Origin of the sequence: Robertmurraya massiliosenegalensis JC6 (genome assembly GCF_000311725.1) — a bacterium.
Classification (GTDB): domain Bacteria; phylum Bacillota; class Bacilli; order Bacillales; family Cytobacillaceae; genus Robertmurraya; species Robertmurraya massiliosenegalensis.
In genome coordinates, this window is record NZ_HE978512.1 from 680,222 (window position 1) to 700,116 (window position 19,895).

At 33.0% G+C, this 19,895-nt stretch carries 19 protein-coding genes and 2 pseudogenes; 10 read left to right on the plus strand and 11 right to left on the minus strand.

Annotation, left to right across the window (positions count from 1 at the left end; all coding sequences use genetic code 11):
* The first annotated feature begins 243 nt into the window (after positions 1–243).
* The 4 genes and pseudogenes from BMSHG_RS28440 (at position 244) to BMSHG_RS29085 (ending at position 2,092) form a co-directional block, all read left to right on the plus strand.
* Positions 244–411: a hypothetical protein gene (locus BMSHG_RS28440; protein WP_019154239.1), complete on the plus strand. Its 168-nt coding sequence runs from the start codon at positions 244–246 to the stop codon at positions 409–411.
* Position 412: 1 nt separating this feature from the next.
* A pseudogene (locus BMSHG_RS29075) lies at positions 413–1,231 on the plus strand (recombinase family protein); the annotation flags it as partial.
* A gap of 89 nt (positions 1,232–1,320) precedes the next feature.
* Positions 1,321–1,599, plus strand: coding sequence for a zinc ribbon domain-containing protein (locus BMSHG_RS29080; protein ID WP_235776347.1), 279 nt, complete (start codon positions 1,321–1,323; stop codon positions 1,597–1,599).
* The gene (locus BMSHG_RS29085; RefSeq protein WP_019154240.1) at positions 1,583–2,092 is read left to right on the plus strand and encodes a hypothetical protein; all 510 of its coding nucleotides are present in this window, start codon (positions 1,583–1,585) and stop codon (positions 2,090–2,092) included. Before BMSHG_RS29080 ends, BMSHG_RS29085 begins: the two co-directional genes overlap by 17 nt.
* 143 nt (positions 2,093–2,235) lie before the next feature.
* On the opposite strand, the gene BMSHG_RS09615 is transcribed toward BMSHG_RS29085, so the two are convergent.
* Positions 2,236–2,616 carry a winged helix-turn-helix transcriptional regulator gene (locus BMSHG_RS09615; protein ID WP_010648814.1) on the minus strand — a complete coding sequence of 127 codons (381 nt, stop codon included), beginning with the start codon at positions 2,614–2,616 and terminating at the stop codon, positions 2,236–2,238.
* A gap of 135 nt (positions 2,617–2,751) precedes the next feature.
* Here BMSHG_RS09615 and BMSHG_RS09620 point away from each other — a divergent pair, with 135 nt between their 5' ends.
* Both BMSHG_RS09620 and BMSHG_RS27075 read left to right on the plus strand, forming a co-directional pair.
* A complete protein-coding gene (locus tag BMSHG_RS09620; protein WP_019154241.1) occupies positions 2,752–3,270 on the plus strand; it encodes a DJ-1/PfpI family protein in 519 nt (172 codons plus the stop codon).
* A 353-nt stretch (positions 3,271–3,623) separates the two neighbouring features.
* Entirely contained in the window at positions 3,624–5,087 is a 1,464-nt protein-coding gene (locus tag BMSHG_RS27075; protein WP_019154242.1) for an Abi family protein, read from the plus strand.
* Between the two features lie 389 nt (positions 5,088–5,476).
* On the opposite strand, the gene BMSHG_RS27080 is transcribed toward BMSHG_RS27075, so the two are convergent.
* The 8 genes from BMSHG_RS27080 to BMSHG_RS09665 all read right to left on the minus strand — a co-directional run bounded on the left by BMSHG_RS27080 (position 5,477) and on the right by BMSHG_RS09665 (position 13,385).
* On the minus strand, positions 5,477–5,782 hold the full coding sequence (locus tag BMSHG_RS27080) for a 3'-5' exonuclease (protein WP_051030916.1): 306 nt from the start codon (positions 5,780–5,782) through the stop codon (positions 5,477–5,479).
* 44 nt (positions 5,783–5,826) lie between these two features.
* Positions 5,827–7,359 carry a UvrD-helicase domain-containing protein gene (locus BMSHG_RS26035; protein ID WP_051030917.1) on the minus strand — a complete coding sequence of 511 codons (1,533 nt, stop codon included), beginning with the start codon at positions 7,357–7,359 and terminating at the stop codon, positions 5,827–5,829.
* Positions 7,340–9,373 carry an ATP-dependent nuclease gene (locus BMSHG_RS09635; RefSeq protein ID WP_019154243.1) on the minus strand — a complete coding sequence of 678 codons (2,034 nt, stop codon included), beginning with the start codon at positions 9,371–9,373 and terminating at the stop codon, positions 7,340–7,342. The genes BMSHG_RS26035 and BMSHG_RS09635 overlap by 20 nt, the downstream gene beginning before the upstream one ends.
* A 1,013-nt stretch (positions 9,374–10,386) precedes the next feature.
* The gene (locus tag BMSHG_RS09645) at positions 10,387–10,656 is read right to left on the minus strand and encodes a hypothetical protein (RefSeq protein ID WP_019154245.1); all 270 of its coding nucleotides are present in this window, start codon (positions 10,654–10,656) and stop codon (positions 10,387–10,389) included.
* Positions 10,657–10,659: 3 nt separating this feature from the next.
* On the minus strand, positions 10,660–12,264 hold the full coding sequence (locus BMSHG_RS09650) for a hypothetical protein (RefSeq protein ID WP_019154246.1): 1,605 nt from the start codon (positions 12,262–12,264) through the stop codon (positions 10,660–10,662).
* 185 nt (positions 12,265–12,449) lie between these two features.
* Entirely contained in the window at positions 12,450–12,746 is a 297-nt protein-coding gene (locus BMSHG_RS09655; RefSeq protein WP_019154247.1) for a hypothetical protein, read from the minus strand.
* Between the two features lie 76 nt (positions 12,747–12,822).
* On the minus strand, positions 12,823–13,074 hold the full coding sequence (locus BMSHG_RS09660) for a hypothetical protein (RefSeq protein WP_019154248.1): 252 nt from the start codon (positions 13,072–13,074) through the stop codon (positions 12,823–12,825).
* Between the two features lie 14 nt (positions 13,075–13,088).
* Positions 13,089–13,385 (minus strand): hypothetical protein, encoded by a 297-nt coding sequence (locus BMSHG_RS09665; protein WP_016201520.1) that lies wholly within the window; start codon positions 13,383–13,385, stop codon positions 13,089–13,091.
* A gap of 126 nt (positions 13,386–13,511) precedes the next feature.
* Between BMSHG_RS09665 and BMSHG_RS09670 the strand changes: the two genes are divergently transcribed.
* Positions 13,512–13,880 carry a helix-turn-helix domain-containing protein gene (locus BMSHG_RS09670; protein WP_019154249.1) on the plus strand — a complete coding sequence of 123 codons (369 nt, stop codon included), beginning with the start codon at positions 13,512–13,514 and terminating at the stop codon, positions 13,878–13,880.
* A 382-nt stretch (positions 13,881–14,262) separates the two neighbouring features.
* Here the strand turns inward: BMSHG_RS09670 and BMSHG_RS09675 are convergent, their stop codons facing one another.
* Positions 14,263–16,191: a hypothetical protein gene (locus BMSHG_RS09675; protein ID WP_019154250.1), complete on the minus strand. Its 1,929-nt coding sequence runs from the start codon at positions 16,189–16,191 to the stop codon at positions 14,263–14,265.
* 458 nt (positions 16,192–16,649) lie between these two features.
* Between BMSHG_RS09675 and BMSHG_RS09680 the strand changes: the two genes are divergently transcribed.
* The 3 genes from BMSHG_RS09680 (at position 16,650) to BMSHG_RS09695 (ending at position 19,796) form a co-directional block, all read left to right on the plus strand.
* Positions 16,650–17,207: a hypothetical protein gene (locus BMSHG_RS09680; RefSeq protein ID WP_019154251.1), complete on the plus strand. Its 558-nt coding sequence runs from the start codon at positions 16,650–16,652 to the stop codon at positions 17,205–17,207.
* Between the two features lie 743 nt (positions 17,208–17,950).
* On the plus strand, positions 17,951–18,187 hold the full coding sequence (locus BMSHG_RS09690; protein ID WP_019154252.1) for a hypothetical protein: 237 nt from the start codon (positions 17,951–17,953) through the stop codon (positions 18,185–18,187).
* Between the two features lie 409 nt (positions 18,188–18,596).
* Positions 18,597–19,796, plus strand: coding sequence for a replication-relaxation family protein (locus BMSHG_RS09695; RefSeq protein WP_019154253.1), 1,200 nt, complete (start codon positions 18,597–18,599; stop codon positions 19,794–19,796).
* Here the strand turns inward: BMSHG_RS09695 and BMSHG_RS29530 are convergent.
* Positions 19,797–19,895: pseudogene (locus BMSHG_RS29530) on the minus strand (ATP-binding protein); the annotation flags it as partial.

Below are 19,895 nucleotides of genomic sequence, written 5' to 3' on the forward strand. Positions count from 1 at the left end.
AGCTACGTTTTCTACCACTCGATTTTGGTTCTATATTGTTTTAGTAGCTTTACAAGAGATTTACAACCGTAATTTAAAAAATCATTACTTCGGTCATGTCGATTACGCAGATGGCGAACGTATATTCCTATAGAACACTCAACCTATAGACATTGAAAAATTTTCTCTTATACTAATAATTACAAGAGCAAAAAAGCTCTTCCTCGAAACAAAAACCACACAACATGAAAGGAAGTCTTCAACATGAGTAAAACAAATTCCACTATTATCGATCCTACGAAATACTACGAGAATATCATTTTCCAAGAAACAGACACCAAAAAAATTCACGCAAATGATTTCATCAATAATCTGATAGATATGGCAATAAAATCAACAGCAACACGAATCACAACTAAGGAGGAACAATAGAATGTCAAAAAGAAAAGTAGCTGTAGGCTATATTCGAGTGAGTACAGAGGAACAAACACTAAATTTTTCTTTGGAATACCAAGAGGAACATATTAGGAAATTCTGCAACAATCACAATTACGACTTAAAGCATATCTATAATGAGGGGTTCGGTTCGGGTACAAATGTCGAAGAACGTGAAGTGTTCTGTAACATGATGGCGGACTGTCTCCAAAATGACGATATTGATTATGTTATTGTACTGGCTGACCATCGTTTCGCAAGAAATCACGCAGATGCTAATCTTGTTGACCGTTTAATTAAAAGTGGAACCAATCTTATTTGTGTAGCTGGTAGAATTAACACAGAAAACAGAAATGACTACGATTACTTCCGAAACAAATCGATGTATTCGGAACGTCACCGAGATGCAATCCTGTTTAACTGTATGTATGGGATGCGTCAAAGAGCGAAAAATGGGCTTCCAAATGGAGGAAGAATTACTGGTTATATAAACACACCAGATGGCTACGTGATTAATGAAGATGAGGCAGAAGTAGTGCGACAGATTTTTGAGATGTTCGCAAGCGGGAAAGGTCTTAAAGCCATTGCCAATCATCTGAACAAAGCAGGATTTCATACAAAGCACAACAGGCATTTCTCCATTAATGGTATAGCCACCATCCTTGATAACCATGTTTACATAGGCAAAATAAGGTGGTTGCAAGTTGAAAATTGGGACACAAGGCGAAGAAAAGGGAAAAACCCTAATCCTATTTTAGTAGACGGTAAACATAAATCCATCATTTCAGAAGAGTTATGGGGAATTGTGCAGGCAAGGAGAAAGAGTAGGTCTTTTAAGCACAAAAGCAATCAAACGAGCCATTTTTACTCAGTAGCCTCTTACGTTGCCCTGATTGCGGTCAAGGTATGGTTCCTTCTATTACGACAGCTACACGAAAAGATGGTACAAAAAAGAAGCATCGCTATTATGTTTGCTCTAACTTTCATAATAAAGGATCATCTGCATGCAAAGCCAACTCAATTAGGGCCTATCAAGCGGAAGAAGAAATTATCAACCGTATTTTAGGGTTTCTAAGTGATTCTGAGAGCTTTATCAGTACCATTGAAGGACTGAACAAGCAAACAGTTCATTCAACCATGCAAATCAAAGATGAATTGGAACAGATTCGTGCAACAACTGGTTGAAGTAAATGCCTTACAAGAAAAATACATGCAAGCCTTCGAGCAGAATCTCTTTCCTATTGCCATTTTACAGGAACGCTTGCAAAAGGTTTCATCAAATAAGACTGAATTGGAACAAAAGAAAAATGAACTAAGCACTTATCTCAGTTCATCCGATTCAAAGGTAATTCCACCTAATTTGGTTAGGATTCTATTAGAAAAGTTCGTAGCAGTTTTTCAGCAGTCAACGAGAGACAGACAAAAGCAATTATTTCAGCTTTTGCTAAAAAGAATATCCATCAAACAATCAAAAGATCGTTCTCGTTATGTTGACAACATTGAACTTGATTTTGGCTTTTCAGAGGTCAATGCATCAAAGACCTTTACCCTTATCCACATGTTGTATCGAGAAACGGATAAAGAAGATACTTACACACAACCATTACCCGCTTCCGACAATAAAATGCTACCTTATTTACAACTTTTTTTGCCTCTATTTATGATACGGTTCAACTAAATTCACTGGTAATATATATGTTCATACCTAATTTCCATATAAATAAAAGGAGACCATAATAGTCCTCTGGTTTCTTACCTCATCACTTTTTAATAGTAATTCCTTTATACACAATACCTTTTCAATTAAACACTCTATCATTTTTAATTTGATTTCCCTATTTCTCTTTTGATTTCTTCTATTCGTTTTTTTCCCCAATCATACATCATTTCCACAATTGGAAGTAACGTCATTCCCAACTCAGTCATTGAGTATTCCACTCTAGGCGGAACTTCTGGATAAACCTCTCGATGTACAATGCCGTCTTCCACCAATTCCTTTAATTGATTCGTTAAAATTTTGTGGGATATTTTAGGAAATAATCTTTGCAATTCACTAAAGCGGTGCGGACCTTCAACACCTAAATGCCATAGAATCACAACTTTCCACTTTCCACTGATAATCGATAAAGTAAGTTCTTTTTCACAGTTGTAATCACCATTTATTATCTTCTCTTTAATTTCATCTCTAAGTGTATCCAACATATCTTCGGCCTCCGCTTTCAATTGTTACTTTAATGTTACTCTGTTACAAAAAAGTGCATTCTTCTCAGAATTACAAACAGGTTGTAATATAAATATGTGAGTTAAAGATAAACTATTTTAGGAGGAATAACAATTATGAGTAAAAAAGCACTTTTAATTATACCACCCGAAAGATTTAATGAAGATGAATTATTTAAACCGAAAGAGGCACTTGAAAATGCAGGAATAGAAGTAACAATTGCAAGCACAAAAACTGGCGAAATTATTGGCGACTTTGAAGGTAAGGCAATTTCCGAAAAGGTCTTCTCCGATACTACAGCAACCGACTTTGACGTTATTTCTGTCATTGGCGGATCTGGCACATATGATCATCTTTGGGAAAACAAGGAATTATCCACCTATTTAAAGAAAGCATATAAAGATAATGTTATAGTTACCGGAATTTGTGCTGGTGCAGTCACTGTTGTGAAAACCGGATTACTTGAAGGTAGAGAGGCAACTTGCTACCCTGTTGACGTACAAAAAGACCAACTGAAAGAAAATAATGTAAAATATGTCGAGAAACATGTTATTGCACATAGTGACATTATCACAGGTGACGGCCCAGATGGCGCCGAAGAATTTGCAAAAGCACTAGTTAATGCAATAAACTAACTTAAAAGATGATATAAGCCTTTGGTGTATACCGGAGGCTTTTTCAATGTTTAATCTTCTCTTATTCCTTATTTTATGTTAGTAAATAACTTATCTAACCACTGATTTTCAAGCACAATTTCTACTCTTTGTTTTACCACTATTTGTGATACGGTTCACCGTAGTTATTTAAGAGGCAAAAACATCTAATTAAAATAGAATTTGATTAAACCCCAAGGTATGAGTTGCATGTCAATTTGTACCTTTTTTGCATGAGTAAATGCTAAGCTTAATCTTCTGAAAATTAACAATAAAAACCAAGCAAATATCCTGTATAATAAAGAATATATTCGACTAGATCAGGAGAGAAACGTATGCAAAAAACTTTTTCGAAGAAGTTTAAAACTTTTGAAGAACAAATTAACCTATTAAAACATAGAGGATTAAGCTTTAGGGATGAAAAAGAAGCTGTAGATATATTATCAAAGAAAAATTATTTCGATGTTATTAATGGATTTGAAACACTGCTGCTAAAGGATCCAAAAGCCGAAAATAAAGAGTATAACAGCGATACAAAATTCGAACAGTTCATAGAGCTATACAATTTCGATAAGATGTACTCAGCCATAGTATTCAAAGCAATTGATTCATTTGAAAATCGTTTAAAAACTTCGGTAGCATATCGCTTTTGCGAATTTGTTTACAATTCTAATCCTAACGCAAATCCAGCATGTTATATGGATATTTTAATGTATGAAAACCCATTCAGCTTACACAACCGATTGAATACCCTTCAACCGGGGAAAATTACTCAGAAGTTTGTAAATGATATAAATTATGAAATTAACAGGTTTATCAACGGGGAAATTGCAAATATCGAAAGCAAAATAACGACATTACAAACCTCAACAGTTCAGTACATATCTATAAAAGCACGAAAAAAATTATTAAAAGCTATTTCTAATGTTAACAATTCCATCTTAAACGCCAATAGTGTTATTAACGTTATTAATAATGATATACGTTTAACACCAGCAGTGAGGAGATCTGGTGATCGTATTACTTACTTAACCCCCTTTGCAACTTCCTTAACAGTAAATTTAACAAAGGTTTCTTCTGGTGTAGTAAATCCAAATACAGTAGAGAAATCGATACAAATTTTCATTAAGAATTTGCAGGAATTGAAAATTAGACTTGATAAAATATATAGTCAAGTCTCTGCAAATAGTAATACAGCTATTCATACTGTTCCTCATTTTGAATTGAAGAACTTCGTTGGCCATAACTTGTTTAAAACTAACCATGATAAAAAAGATAATAATAATTATATTGATTCTTCAAAAGCAAAATACAGCTATTTACAAAAGTATGAAGTACCTCCTTTTTGGGTTATTATTAAAACTCTAGAGCTAGGAAGCGTTCTTAAATTAATGTATGGATTAAATACAGCGATACTAGATAAAGTGGTGCTTGACATGGGACTAACTCCATCAGAAAAGCATATTTTATTTAATTCGACCAAAATTATTATAGATTTAAGAAATCATTGTGCGCACTTTGGCTTGGTTAACCGCTTCCGTACAAAACATCATATAAAAATAAATACTGATTTAATTAATAAGCTTAATTTACGAACAAAATCTGATGGAAATTCGCATTATGAAATACGACTATTTGATACTTTACAAGTTCTTGCACAATTCACATCTCTCCATGAAGTTAGTTCTTTATTTAAGGAGTTTTTTATGGCTCCTGATTGCTTAATTGACCCAAAGTTGCTAATGAGGCTACTTGATAGGATGGGTAATGACAATTTTTTAAATTGGTGTAGCTTTTAATATTGACCTTTGAATATTTCCATGCTAAGATGTAAATACTTAAACTACGTTAGCGTGACGGCGAGGGAGCCTATTATATATGGGTTCAACCTAAATAGTCCAAAATATCCCCTGTCAATCTTCAGAGTGACAGGGGATATTTTGTTGTTATCTTTTTGAATTTTTAATAATAAATTTGACTGCTCATGAATACATATAATATACGTTAGCGTGATGGCGAGGGAGCCTATTAATTATATGGGTTCAACCTAAACAGTCCGAAGTCCCCTGTTTAACTCTTCGAGTAGCTGGGGATACTTTGTTTTTTGTAAACATTATTTTCATTTTATTCCAAGAGAATACAAAGTAAAAATCGGCTCTTTACCTTGCTGATTTTAAAATCAACAGATTTACGTCCATTCGAATTGTTTAACGTCTGCATTCTCCAGCATTTGATAAATAACATTTATCTTAGATTTATCTTGTCCATAGAAGCGGTTTTTACAGAAAGTAAATATCATTCGAGTTTTTGCTCTAGACAATGCAACAAAAAAAGTAAATGTTTCGTCATCTGGGGAGTTCTCAAAATTCCAAAAGGCCCCGTCTTCTAGTCCCAATAAAATCACAGTTTCAAACTCAAGACCTTTACTTTTATGAATTGACATAATTGGGATTGAAAAAATACCCAAAAAATCGTCTACTGCTTTATTCCACACTTTATGTTTCTCAAATGAATAAAAAAGAAACTCTGCAGTTTGTTTTACTTTTTTTCTAAATAATCTCCTTTTCTATATTCTGGATAGCTACCTTTAATTAATTCTAATCCTACCAGAGTTAAAATTTTGAATAACCATTGCTCTACTACTTTTTCGGTCACTTTCAATGTCTCATCTTTAAGAGTCTTTTTAAATTCAACTATGAAGCTATTAATTTCTGTTTCTATTTGGTAAGATTTTGTTTCATTTTCACCACGTAAATTTAAAACATTCGATATTAAACTAGACCACGCATTAGGGTCACGATCAGTTGTGGCTAAAGAAAATACGTCGATTACATATTTCATGAAATTTTCCGCTAGTAAGTCTTGCCATTGATCCTCTATCCTTGAGTGTATTCCTAAATTACTTAATTCATTTATAAGCATGTCACAATACATATCTGCCCGTTGTCTAACTAAAATACCTATATCTCTTCGTTGAAGTTTTTCTTGATCAATCCACGTTTTAATTTCTAATGCCAATGTTTTTGCTTCTTCAGAAGCATTGGTGAAGTTCCATACTTCGCATATTCCCACCTCTTCATTCTTCCATTTGTCAGAGGGTGATATTACTGTTGAACCCCCCATCATATCATTTATTATTGATGTTTGAATTCGGACTAAATTAGGGGCAGACCTATGGTTTAAAACCAACTCAAAATCTTTAGCCTTAAAGTCTTCCTTAAATTGATTAAATACACCCTCCATTGCACCCGCCCAACCCATAATCTTTTGTTTAAGATCACCTACAGCAGTCACTGAAACATTTGAATCCATGAAAATTGTTCTAACTAAGTCATATTGAATTAAGGTTGTATCTTGAAATTCATCCAAAAAAACATGACTATATGTAGCTCTGATTGCTCTTAGAATCTTAGGGTTTGATCTAAATAAGTATTCCACAATTCTTGAGATCATGGGGAATGTCAACATTGAACTTTCTTTATCATTAATATAGCTTTTCCAAAGTTGATACTTATACCAAGATTCTATTGAATCTATTTTTTCCGTTTTTAATGGTAGTTTGTCATTTGCGTATGTCTTTGCAAAAAGGTCATAATCAAAGTAGTAATTCCAACCTATTTTTCCGATAGGTTCTTCTGCTTCTTCTCTAAGCTTAGTTACATCTCTTCTATTAAAATTAACTATTTCATATTCTAGAGTTGGTCTATAAAAGTCAGGTATAGCTAAATGAAATCTATCCATTAGTTGTTTTGCAAATGAGTCATATGTTAAGGAGACAAACCTATTTGCAAATTCTTTACCAGATCGTTTTTCAACTCGTTCTTTTATATTTTTTGCTGCATCTTTCTTAAAACTTATAGCAAGTATTCTGGCAGGATATGTGCTGATGTTTGTTTCTAACAAATAACAAGCTTTCTGTGCTAACAATTCGGTTTTGCCTGCCCCGGGACCAGCTAGTACGTAAGCATTTTTCTCATACTTTATTACATCTTCCGCAGCGCTTTCTAAAATTACAGAGTCTTTTGGGATCCAATTGTCTTTTTTTACATAGTTATTCAGAAAGATCACCATCAATAATTGATTTAATTCCCTTCATCAACTTTTTTAGTGGCATTGGCAATTGCTCACTTAACATCTTGGGATCTATATTTTCTAATGCAATAATATGAGTACTTGGTTTACCTCTACCTAGGAAAAAGTAATCATACCAGATCATCAATTCTTTCTGTTTTTCCGAATAGGTAATACCTGAGCCGCCTTCAGTTTTTAAGGTTGCTCTTATCCCCTTTTCTAAACGATCCATATATTCAATAGAATCTTTCTCTTTATCTACACCTTTTGGACCGCCATGTTTTGGAACAGTCTTTTTATATGCATCTAGAAAACTTTCAATCATCATTAAATCAATATCTAGTGGAGCCGAAAAGTATACTCCATAGTTTTCTAAAAACTCAACCCATGAATAAAGATTTTCTCTTTCATCTATCTCTTCTATAGACCAAGTATGCATACTAGAGAAATCCTCATCACTTAGTACCCCATTTTGTACAGAGAGTAGCTCATTCTTCTCGTAACCTATTTGTATCAACTGCTTTAATGCATATTTTATTCTACCCCATCCACCGCCATTTCGTTCTAAATCTAAATCCAACAGAGTTAAATAAGGAATATTCAATTGATGTAGTAATTTCCAAAAATGATTTACGTGTCTTCCACCCAATGGAACGATAGAAATATTACTTTGATCTAAATCTGTATCCAAAAGGTTAATTATCTTTGGAATTATAATCTCTTCACTATCACCTTCTCCTAAAATAACCAATTGGGAAAAATACAGTTCTGGATATGCCATAATCGCAGCTTTTATATATTTATATTCTTCTTCTTTATCTTTGTCAGGAAGTATTATTGGATTTACTACAGTTCTTATTTCTTTTTGATTAATTCTAAAATGAAGAATTGATTTTGGATCAACTCTTTTAATCATTGAAGGCGCATGGGTAGCAACTAAAACCTGTGCATTATCATTTTTAGAAACGTCAGTTAAGGCTTTCATTATTCGACCCAGTAAGTGTGGGGAAATATGATTTTCTGGTTCTTCTACGGCTAGTAACGTTAACACTGGTGGTTGAAGGTTATACACCTTTTTATCTTCCTCAGCTTCATCTTGCAATGCTTCATTTTCAATTTCTAAAAAAGAATTTACTAGAGATAAGTAAAAGATTGAACGTAGCCCATCACCTAATTGATCTACCTTGTATTTGCTTCCTGTTTCAGTTGGTTCAAAATATACCTCTACCTTTTTTAGAATTGAGTCTAAATCTGCATGGTTGAAAGCAACCATTGTTGAGCTGTAGCGAAAATCATTATGGTATTTTCTCCATTGACTATTAAGTATTTCTCTTAACCCTTTAACACCATTTACTTCATCAAAAATCCCGTCAACTTGCTTCATTTTTTCTTGTATGTCACTATTAATTTCTTTTGGCCAGTTAATTCCCTTTAAAATCCTCCCTAAGATAGTTCCTGATGCATTTTTTAATTGTATGGCCGGGTCTCTTGTTGCTGGTATATATATCATTTGAATTTGGGAACGCTCACTAGCTTTAACTGGCTGTAAATCTTCATCTTCTGCTTTCGTTCCTAGTGGGGATAGGACATAATATACTGCTTGCTCAATAATTCCTTCTAAAGTATTTCCTTCTGATAACTCAGCTTCTAGCCTTATACGTACATAAGGACTTCCATCAACTTCACCTGCAACCATATGATTAAAATGTGGGGGAATAGTAGTGCTTACCTTCTCAGCATCATTTTCCAGTTCGTTAAAATCAATTACAGCCTCTATAGAAAGTGAAGACTTATCATAATCTAATGGATTTTCATTAGCAGGTATGTGGAAATCTGACTTTTCTATTAATCGATCTCTTTGATAAGGACTAAAAAGTTTTAATAGAGCTTGGATGGCAGAAGTTTTACCACTACTATTTGCTCCAACTAGAACTGACAATTCTTCTAATCCTATTTCAGTATTAGTTGGCCCAAATGATCGAAAGTTATTAATGATTAATTTAGTTATTTTCAAAAAAATTAACTCCTTTTAACAGAATTTAATTAGAAGGTTTGTCTCTTATCTATTTGCATACGTTTATTCATGCTCAAACCTATTTACCTTTCTATATTTTACCATAGGCATTATTAATGAGTTCTCTTTTTTAGGCATTTGTCAGACCAACCCAATAGAGACACACAGCAGATTACAATTTTCACTATGACTTATCTAATACAGAAATGCTTGAAAAGAAAAGGTGTGCAATAATGTTAATTTTTTCACACCTCTTTATATAAACATTTTCTGGCTTATTCCTTAGATGTTCTCCTAAATTGAAGTTGAAGTTTACTATCCTCCAGAGAGTTCTCCTTTTTTATCTATTGCGGCGGCCTCTTCTCTTGAGGTTTTCTTAAATTGAAGTTGAACTTATTCCTTCAAAGTCATTGTTTCGCAAAGATATCTTAATGAAAAAAAATTAAATAAAGTGTTGCTCACGATAGTTTTTTCTGTTCGCATCTTATTGTCCAAAATAATCCTTATTTCCATTTTACGGGTTTTGTTAGTCAGTTCATAAAATAGTTATTTAGTGTAGTGAGTATTTTTCTCTAGATGTTTTCATCCCAAGAAATTTCTAAATACTCACTGCCTTAAATATACCTTTTTACCATTATAAGTAAATACTAATCTTGTATTTAACCATCAAAAAACAGACAGAATACAAATTTTCTGTCTGTTTTGTTCATTTATTAGAGTTCCTAAATACTAGTAATACTGGATACCTTTAACCACCTATAAAACTATCGAACTATCTCTATCTAATCAATTTTATTTTGCTTGTATGTTTCAATAATACACACCATACCAGAGAGCATTAATTCACTAGAAACCCTTTTTGATTAAGTCAAGGAGTCCATCAGCTCGCTTCTGAAACTCACTTATTTTTTCTTCTCTTATCCTTCTTCGTTCTTCCATTATTGTATTCATTGATTTACTTTGATTTATACTTCTGGCCCACTGATTAATATTAACTATCTTCTTGTACATCCTTACACATCACTTTTAAAAAAAGTCTTACAGTTCTTAGGAATAACAAAAGCAGTGAACTCCTTACCCAATCCTTCAATCGGTTGATCCTTTATTGCCTGTATCAAAGATGCATTAGAAAAGCCAATGGGCAATGAAAATTCACCAGTATATTCAGCAAGCTGCTGATTTATATATTTACCCTTACTTCTACCGCAGCTACAGCTTTTTTCATAAAAATCCAGATTAAATATATCATTACATTCGAGGCACATTAGAAGCTTCATTTGCATCCCTCAACCTTCATTAGTGTTCTTTTCCTTATCAACCATTTCTTGAATGTGGGTTATTACTCTGGGGTCTTTTCTATACTCTGTTATTTTTTCAGTGATTAGCTTGTTTTCAAACATGCCTCTTAACAGTCTATAGTTATTAGCTTTCATTTTAAAATTATAAGAGTCATCGAGAATTAGCTTCGCAAGTAACGTCATAATAAACTCTTTTTCCCGAATTCCTTCAATCCATAGCCAAGCATCTTCTGTAAGAAACATCCGAAACTTTTCAGTAAGCATCTTTCCGAGTATTAGCTTCATCGATCCAATTTCATACCCATACAGTCGTTCTTTAATTTCAGGATTTTTCGTTAAAAATTTTTGAATGCTATATGCTACTGTTTTTAAATGAAAGTCCTGTTCTTCGGAAAGCAAAACTGAATGATTATTAAAATAAAGAAAAGCATCTTCATTATCCAAAAACCTACCTTCGCTTCCCTTCTCATTATTAAGAGCCAACATAGGAGCAATACTTCTATAGAATTCCTGAAGTTCTTCTTCTATCTTACTATTACCTTGTTGCAATAGAAGGCTCGCTTTATTATCCCATTCCGGAAAACAATTGGTAAACTTCTCCATAATCTCATTTAAAGGTATATAGATTTTAATTTCCCTGCCCGGAAATTTGATATCCATTACCATCATTCCAAATGTTCTTTCAACAATAGCTGGATGACCTTCAATTTTGCGAAATGCCTTCAAAAAATCATAGTTTTGTGGAGGGATACTTACCCAAGTAAGAGTAATTGCCCTTAACATTTCTTCAGGTATATACTTGGGGCCATCTTCTTCCTTGCAAGCCATAGAAAACAAACTATTAACGTTCCTAACTAGATTCAGATAATAGACCAAGAGCTTAACAGCTCCAATTTGTGTTGGAGAAGAGTGCTTAACTAATTTTTCCTTAATCCAATTATGGAAAGTTTCTTTATCAGAGTTCTTATAAACTATCTCCATGATTTTTTCCTGATCTGCAATTGTCCATCTTTCTATCAATTCTATCTTTTCACGTTCACTTTTAGGAAAAAATCGGTTAAGCAACTGCTGTGGATCAACGCGTAACGGTAACCTTGTTGGGGTTAAGAGATGAGTGTTTGCCCATTCTTTTGCTTTTACACACTGCAGATAATCTATATCTCCACTTACACTAGCAAACTTGGGGAAACGGCTCTCAATTAGCATAGCTATGGCTAATATGTAAAGATGGTATGGATATCCTTGAGTCTTAGCATTAAAAACAACAACTGAGCTTTCGTATCCCTTTAAAATATCTGTTTCATTATTAAAAGCTGGCGCAGCCTCCCTATACATTTTAATATCAGAGTAAAGCCTGAAAGTTTCTGCAAATTTCTTACTGCCTAAGTTCCCACATGTTCTCCAAAATCTAGAAGGCTCTTCATGTTCTTCGGATTTAACATATACAGGGATCTGAATATCAAATAACTTTTTTTCTCCTAAATCTGCAAAATCATAAGCTTTCAGTAATTTCACGGTTTCTTTATAAACACTTATCCAATCTTGTTGTGAAATCTGATGAGGAAGAATAGACAGACGAACATAAGTACCCACCCAAAACCACACCCTTTTTTTCAGTTACAATTAAAAGAGAACTCGCTTCTCCTTTATTGCGATGTTTTAATATCGCCAAAAAAGGCTATCTCAACATTAATAAGATAACCTTTTAGTTGTTTTCTAGAATTGCCTGCACAGCCCAGAATTATAAAAAGCTGCAAGCCCTATATTATTGCACCATGTTACTCAATTCTAAAAGTAGATCTGTTAGCTTTGTTATATACTCGTTGTACATCTTTCTTTGATTGTTCTACATATGACTTAATCATTGAATAATCGTTCGGGTTAGCATCTTCAACTTTCTCCAATGTTGCTCCTACACTTCCAGCAAAATATCCAGCTGCCCCCAGTATCGTTCGCAGTTCGTGTGTCACTTCTGAAGTTAATGCTTCATGAGCATTATTTTTCATAATGTTTTCATCTGCATCATCAACAATTGTTGCTAAATCTATTACCAGCTTTCCTGAATATACCTGCACCTCAGATGCCTCCCTCTTATAACTATTTATTAGTCCTCCCTAGCGCTCACCTTTAATAGCGAATATACTGCTTTTTTCAGCTGTTATTTTCCTTCTCTATTCTCTTACCTGCCTTTATAAGTGACAGGTGAAAAATATCCTTTTTGTCGCAATCTTCACTACTAGTAAAGTCAAAAATAAAGTTATCAGTTACAACCTCGTACTTTGCAAGGACGGTTATTATATCATTTAAAAGTTCATCATAAATATCAGTACGAGGATCCTTATATATTTCTGTAATTCTATATAAGTCGACTTGAATAAATCCTAAATGTTTAGAATATGCCAAAGATGAGCCTCCCATTAAAACATTTTCTGCGGATTTACTAAGGTGTTTATTGCAAACACGAGTGCATCATTAAAAGCAGTGCGATATGCTAATTTCGTTTGGATATGTACCTGCTCAAAAATGTTAGCTCTAATATCATCAATGAATTCATCTTTTTTGGTTTCATCCTCGAACTTTTCAAATTGTGCAAGCTTTTCATCTAGATCCTTATGAAGCAATTCCGAGTACATAACATACTCTTCACTTGTAATAATTTGTTCGAGTCTTTCTTCAATTAACTTGTTTACTACCTTTTGAAATCCATCGATCATTATTGTCACCCTCTTTTATTCTTAATAAGAATATATTTATATTTAGAATATAACATGGTTTATATTGATTGTAAAATGCAATAACGATACGATTACTAATAATGACGATTTTCAGAGGGTTGAAATATGAGTGATTTAATAATTGGAAGACTAATAAAGGAACTTAGAAAGAAAAATAATATGACAATGGTTGACTTCGCTAAAAAAATTAAAATATCCCAGCCGTCCCTATCTAAGATTGAATCGGGAAGACAGGAAGTATCATTTTCCTTGTTAGAATCTATATGTCATGAATTTGACATTACAAGAAGTCAATTTTTTCAAATGATTGAAAAGGATAGTATATATCACCAAACTTCTTCGGATATAAATTTTGAAGAAGCTGTCGATGCGGACAAAGAAATTGAACATAAAATCGGAGAATTAGTTTCAAAGATGACATTTGAACAAAAAAAAGCATTGTTCATTTTTTTATTTTCCAGTATCAAAGAATGAGAATGAAATACATAAAAAAACGCAGTCCGACTCTTTTATGAATTGGACTGCTTAACTTTTTGCTCAATTATTTTTACAGTTCTATTTATGTTCCGAAGAGGTTCCGAATAATATATCCCATTCGGAACATTATTCCTTAATTGTTTTTCCTTTTATATAAAGGTTTTTAATGAGTAAATCAGTACTATGTTCCGAAATACTGATTTTTTTACTATTTTTGAAAGAAAGTATAACCTACAGGGTGTAATTTATATACCAACGCTCTCTCAAAAGTAGTGGAACGTTGGAACAATATGTTGTTAAACCTTGATATTACTGAATTTTAGACGTTCCATCTTATCTGTTAATTTCGGAACGTCATTTGGAACTTTCTCTACAGATTTCATTTATAGAAGTAAATCATTGTATCGGGCAACTCCGGATGAACAATGCCATCCTTAATTGATTCAGGATTACTCGGATCAGATAATTGTATTAACCACGCCCTAGGATTACTAGTACCAATTCTGTGTTTAACACTCCTAATAAAAAATGAATACGTTTGTAAGTCTTTAACTACCTTGTTACTCGATGGGTAGAATGGGACTCTTTCTGACACCCTATAAGCTTCATAGGTATTAGATGGAGCCAAGTATAAATAAGTGGAACCATCTTCTATTACACACTTATAATCACTATTATTCTGTAATTGACCTTTCTTAGCCAGTAAACCAATCTTGCGCAGAAAATCCATAGCAGGATGGTCTTCGATTGTCAGTTGTTGCGTTTCTTTCATCTCCTGATATACAAATTGATAAATTTCAATTCTATCTTCTGGATTAGAAAAAAATATTTCATCCTCTAAAAATTCATTTAATTGGGCAAAGGCTGCAAAAGCTGAAGCAAGAAACATAGCATAATGCGACCGAATTCGAATGTGAATATTACTCCATCCCCTACTACTAAAATAATCAAGGATTTCATGATAAAGTCGTAAAAAGTTATGCTTCCATCTATACGATGTTCTCATTAAATACTGTCCTACCCAATATGGTACTTCTTTAAGAGCTTTGACCTTTCTAATAGCCTCTTCATTAAAACTAATCTTTGAAGCATCAAATAAAACTGATCTTTGAATTATTGATGGCACGCTGGTCAATACTTCCCCACTTAACATTAAAGTCGCCTTTACGGGAAATCGAATTATAGTAGATTCATCTATATGCCCTCTAATGAAATCCTGCCTCATATAAACATTATTTTTAAGTGAATCTGAACAGGTTTTAATAAAATCCATCCCCTTGCTACTGTCATTTTTATTTTCAGCTTCGTCTACGACAAAAGGCATAGAGGATTTTCGACTCATACCCTTTCTTAAACTATCCAACGATGGCGGAGTATTCAACGATACATTAATACCTGCCATTTTTGTATACTCTTTAATGGCTGTACTCTTACCTTGACCGTGTTTTCCGTATAGGTATAAAAACGGGAAATAATCCGTTTCCTTTACAATGGTATCGACATTCATTGTTCCAGCAATATAACCGAAAGCAAGATATGAATATTGGCCATAGAGTAATTTAAGGCATTTAAAGTATGTGACTAAATCCTCCTTAGTGGGAGCTTTATCAATATGTGGATGTATTCTATATTCGTCGTCTTTATCAATATCCACTTTAAAATACTTACCGTTCACTGCAATAATTCCATCTTCATCTGCAAAAATTACCTTATCACGACAATACGCATGTGATGGAAAAATCCACATATCCTCCTTTTCATTCCGCCCCATATATGATATAAACTCAAGTTCTTTCATAGGGCTTTTTAAAATCATGTTTATCAGACTATCTAAGTTTGTTTGTTTACCAAACCAATTAAATCTTCCGTTATTCATGCAATGTTTTTTAAAAGCTGTATGAATTGCTAAAGTCTCACCATCAAATTCGACCACTTTTGTCTGACTGTCAGAGATTAGTTTTAAAATATAAATCTGTTTGCCACCTTGTCTTTTGGTCGTATAGAGCGGAACAACAATAAAGTTAGAGATTGGATTTTCTTTATACGTATTTTCCCCTGTCTTTACTCGAACATAATAATACTTTTTTTCTTTATTGATTCGAAGACAATCACTATTGAGAAAAGATTCTCCTGTTGGATACAAATCAGACTGAAGTTTTCTATTGTTTTGCTGAATATTTTCATTCTCATTACGAGCCGAAGAATCTTCAATTCCTACCATCACATCATTGTATAAACCTATACTTCTTCCTACTTTGGACTTTTTGCGACTTTTAGTTTCCATTGCAACTTTGTTTTTTTGACTCATATTTTTCCTCCATAATAAAAACCCCAAACAAGTAAAGATGGTCATAAGGCCACTCTTAACCAAGTTTGGGGTTTTCCCTTTTTTTATTTATTTTTTTAGCAAGAAATTCATTAGACTAACTTATATAGGGGACCTCCTTCTTTTTACTTTGATAATTTAATTTCAAGCTAAAATCTTAAAATATTATAATTATTGTTTTTGATATTCGAACCCCTTTTCAAAAAAAATTTTAAGTTCTATGTAATTTTCATTAAAGTCTACTTTAACTTAAATGAAATTTATATAGAACTTAATCAGTTTCATTAGAAAAAACTAACATCTATTTGTTCTAACTTCATTAAAAGGAAACACCAATAAGAATTCATGATTAAGTACATTTTTTTTATTTTTCTATTCGAATTGGAAAAATTTCAAGCTAAAATGTTTTTACCTTTAAATGAAAGGAGGGAATAATTAAAATGGAGATAGAGATAGACATCGACAAAGCAACTTTACAAGATATCATTTCATTAATTGAAGGTGGAACTACAGAACAAGAAATCTGTAACTCGAAAGGCTACAAAGCTGCTTCTACTGTTTCTAATAGATTAAAAGCCGTTGGCGCCACCTGTGATATTAACGGCGAATGGAACTTCACCAAAATTGATCCAAGAATCCTTACTAAGCAATTTTGGACAATATCTTATTCAAAAGATAGATCAAAAACCACCTTTGATAATTTAGATTTGAATGAACAGGAAATAACCACCCTAAAGAAAATTGCGGAAGAATATATAAAAGGGAATTATGAAAGGAAGACTGAGACGCTAAAATACGAATTGTTTGGAAAACTTCTGTTTGAACATGCTGCTTATAGGAATACAGATTCCTTAACAAAACAGCTGAACGTTCCAGTCCAAGAGCATGTAATGCAGCGACTAGACGACTTTGCCAACACTAGTGGACTTGAGAAGAAGTTTATTGTTAACAAAGCACTTGAGACCTTTTTAGATTTATATGATGGCAATTTCCAATAAGAAACTTATAGTGTAAAGAAGCATATTAAAGCTAGATCAAGCGAGCTTTTCAAGCAACAAAAAGGAGAACTATGCACGTTGAAGTATATCCGTTATAGGGGTCCGTTCAACGAATATACTATCTCTTTGTCTAATACCAGTAATATCAATGGTTTATGTGCCATATGGACAATCCTTTTAAATGCCGACTATATAGAAAAAGAAAGACCTTTTTGATATAAATTAAACCTACACAAATTAATCGCATCCAATAACCTTTACTAGATTGTTACTAGGATGCTCCTGATTTATAATCGGGAAATATAGTCAGGATATAATTTAAGAGAGAACAGCTCATGGACTTCAACAAAATAATACTATACGCTAACATCCTAGGTATCTGTTTTACTGTGGCTCTGACATATACAATTGTTGTTAACATTTTCGTTGGCCTCCCTGTTCAGCCTGTTGCTGTTGCTATGCTTGCAATTGGATATGTTGTCATGATAAAAAGAAATACACTATTTCAAGAACTTTGGGATAGGTGGTTCTCCGGCAGAAGAAAGTAAAACACTTTTTAACTTCCTTTAAGTGACATGTCATTTTAATTAAACCATTCATAAAATCGTCGTTACGTGTAATTTATATAAATTTAAAACGGAATAAGGGAAAGCCCCATTGCTGAGTTTAAACAAACGTACTATTGCGTTTAAACCTCATTATGGGGTTTTTATTTTTGCTTAAAATATATTGGAGGAATCTATGTGATATTAAATAAAAAGGATTATGATGCGCTTTACGAAGAGCTAATGCTAATTAATGAAGAGAATTATCAAGGCAAATTTTATGTAACAAATGTTAAGGATCTAGAAGAGCAAGCGTTGCAATTTTTAATAGATGAAAATTACATTGATGAGAAGGACAAAGATATTGATGAAAACCTTTCCTTGAACATATCTTGGAAAGGGGAAGGCATGTACTGTTTTCTGGGCTTGGATTAATTCATGAATATTCACTTAAAAATGTTATCGATCTTTTCGAGACTGAAACTGAGGTAAGTCACAAAATATTTTTAGGTGACCATATTGAAATTGAGAAGGCAAAGAGTAAATTCACAAATGTATATGTCGAATGGAATATAGATATCTTCAGTCAAACCTTCTCTATCAAAGAAATTATTGAAGGTAAAGCCATCAATAATTCAAGATCCCTTAGCAATAAAGAAAACAGTCAACAAAAAAAATTCCGAATTTGAAAGCATAAAAGAAATGGATAATAACACCTTTTATGAGTTTTTAAAGCAATATAACAAACACTTGCTAACTTCATAGAGAACGAATAACCCGATGGCACATTTTCCTCTAGAGAGTGTGCCTTTATCTTTTGTAAGGAAAAAAGGAGAATAGGAATTTGAAAGTATATTATTATTTATCTAAATCGAAAAAACGGCGTATTCAATTAGAAAGCATAGATATATACGCACTTCTTTTCTTGAACGAACAGGGCATATTATCACAACCTCAGTTTTATGAATTTTACTCTCTCTTAAAACATATAAGCGATGCTGCTTTCCGCAGAAAAATGAGCCGTTGGGACAATGCTAACATTGTAGAAAAAAGTAAAGAAAAAATGCAAAATGGATATGAAATGGCAATTATCAACTTAACACCTGCAGGCCAAACAATACTCAAAAAACTCGGCTACTTGGGTATGGAAGAAAAACTGAAATATCAAGCAAAAAGCAACTTAGATCATACCCTCGCTATTAAACAATCTGTTATAGAAGTTTTAAAATGCGTTAGTCAAAAAGAGCCTTTTTATATTGCTGATGGAGGAAAATATGTAATTCCGTTCAGAGAAGATAAGGATGAAGAGTTAGAAGAACCTATCATTATCTATAAGAAGCAAAACTTCGGTAATGATTTTATTCCTCCATTAAAATCGTTATCACAGTACAAGGCCCCATTCATCGACAGACACAAAGAATTAGATGTGCTGCAATCTTTTGTCCCACAGGAATTCACGCTTATTGATAAGCAACTTGGTGATAAGACTGGATTAATACCAGATTGGATATTCAAAATTAGGGACACATACCTCTACATCGAAGTGGATAGTGGAAATGAAAAAATTAAAACTAAACGTGATCATACCAATACTATAATTGAAAAGCATGATGTTAGATCTATCGAAGGAAAACTGTACCGCTATGAAGATTGGGCTAGGAACGATAGAGAGCATAACCACAAAGTCATCTTTGCTTTAATGGATGATAGTGATGTGGTAATAACCAAGAACATCCATAGCAACAAAGACATTCGTATTGCCAACTTAAAACATGAAATTGCTCATATGAACGACTACAATAACTGGAAAATCGAGGTTTATGTTACCGGTATGAAAAGATTTCACACAGTTTTTGAAGCAGTATATCTAGAACTGTTCAATAACATAAAATCATATAACTATGAAGTTTACAAAAAAACATTTATCACTTTAATTAAAGCAGGGTTGAAGCCAAATTGGAAAAATTTAAAGTTTACGGTTGTCGCTAAACACTTTTATCCAGCTCTTTGTAACCGTCAAGTAGTTTTGAACACTTTTTGCTAATTAATTTTGAACACTTTCTTTTCCGAAAATGGTAGTTCGATGTTTTATTCTATAGCTGTCATTTTCATTCAATTGAATTATCTCTACTCTGTGGAGTAG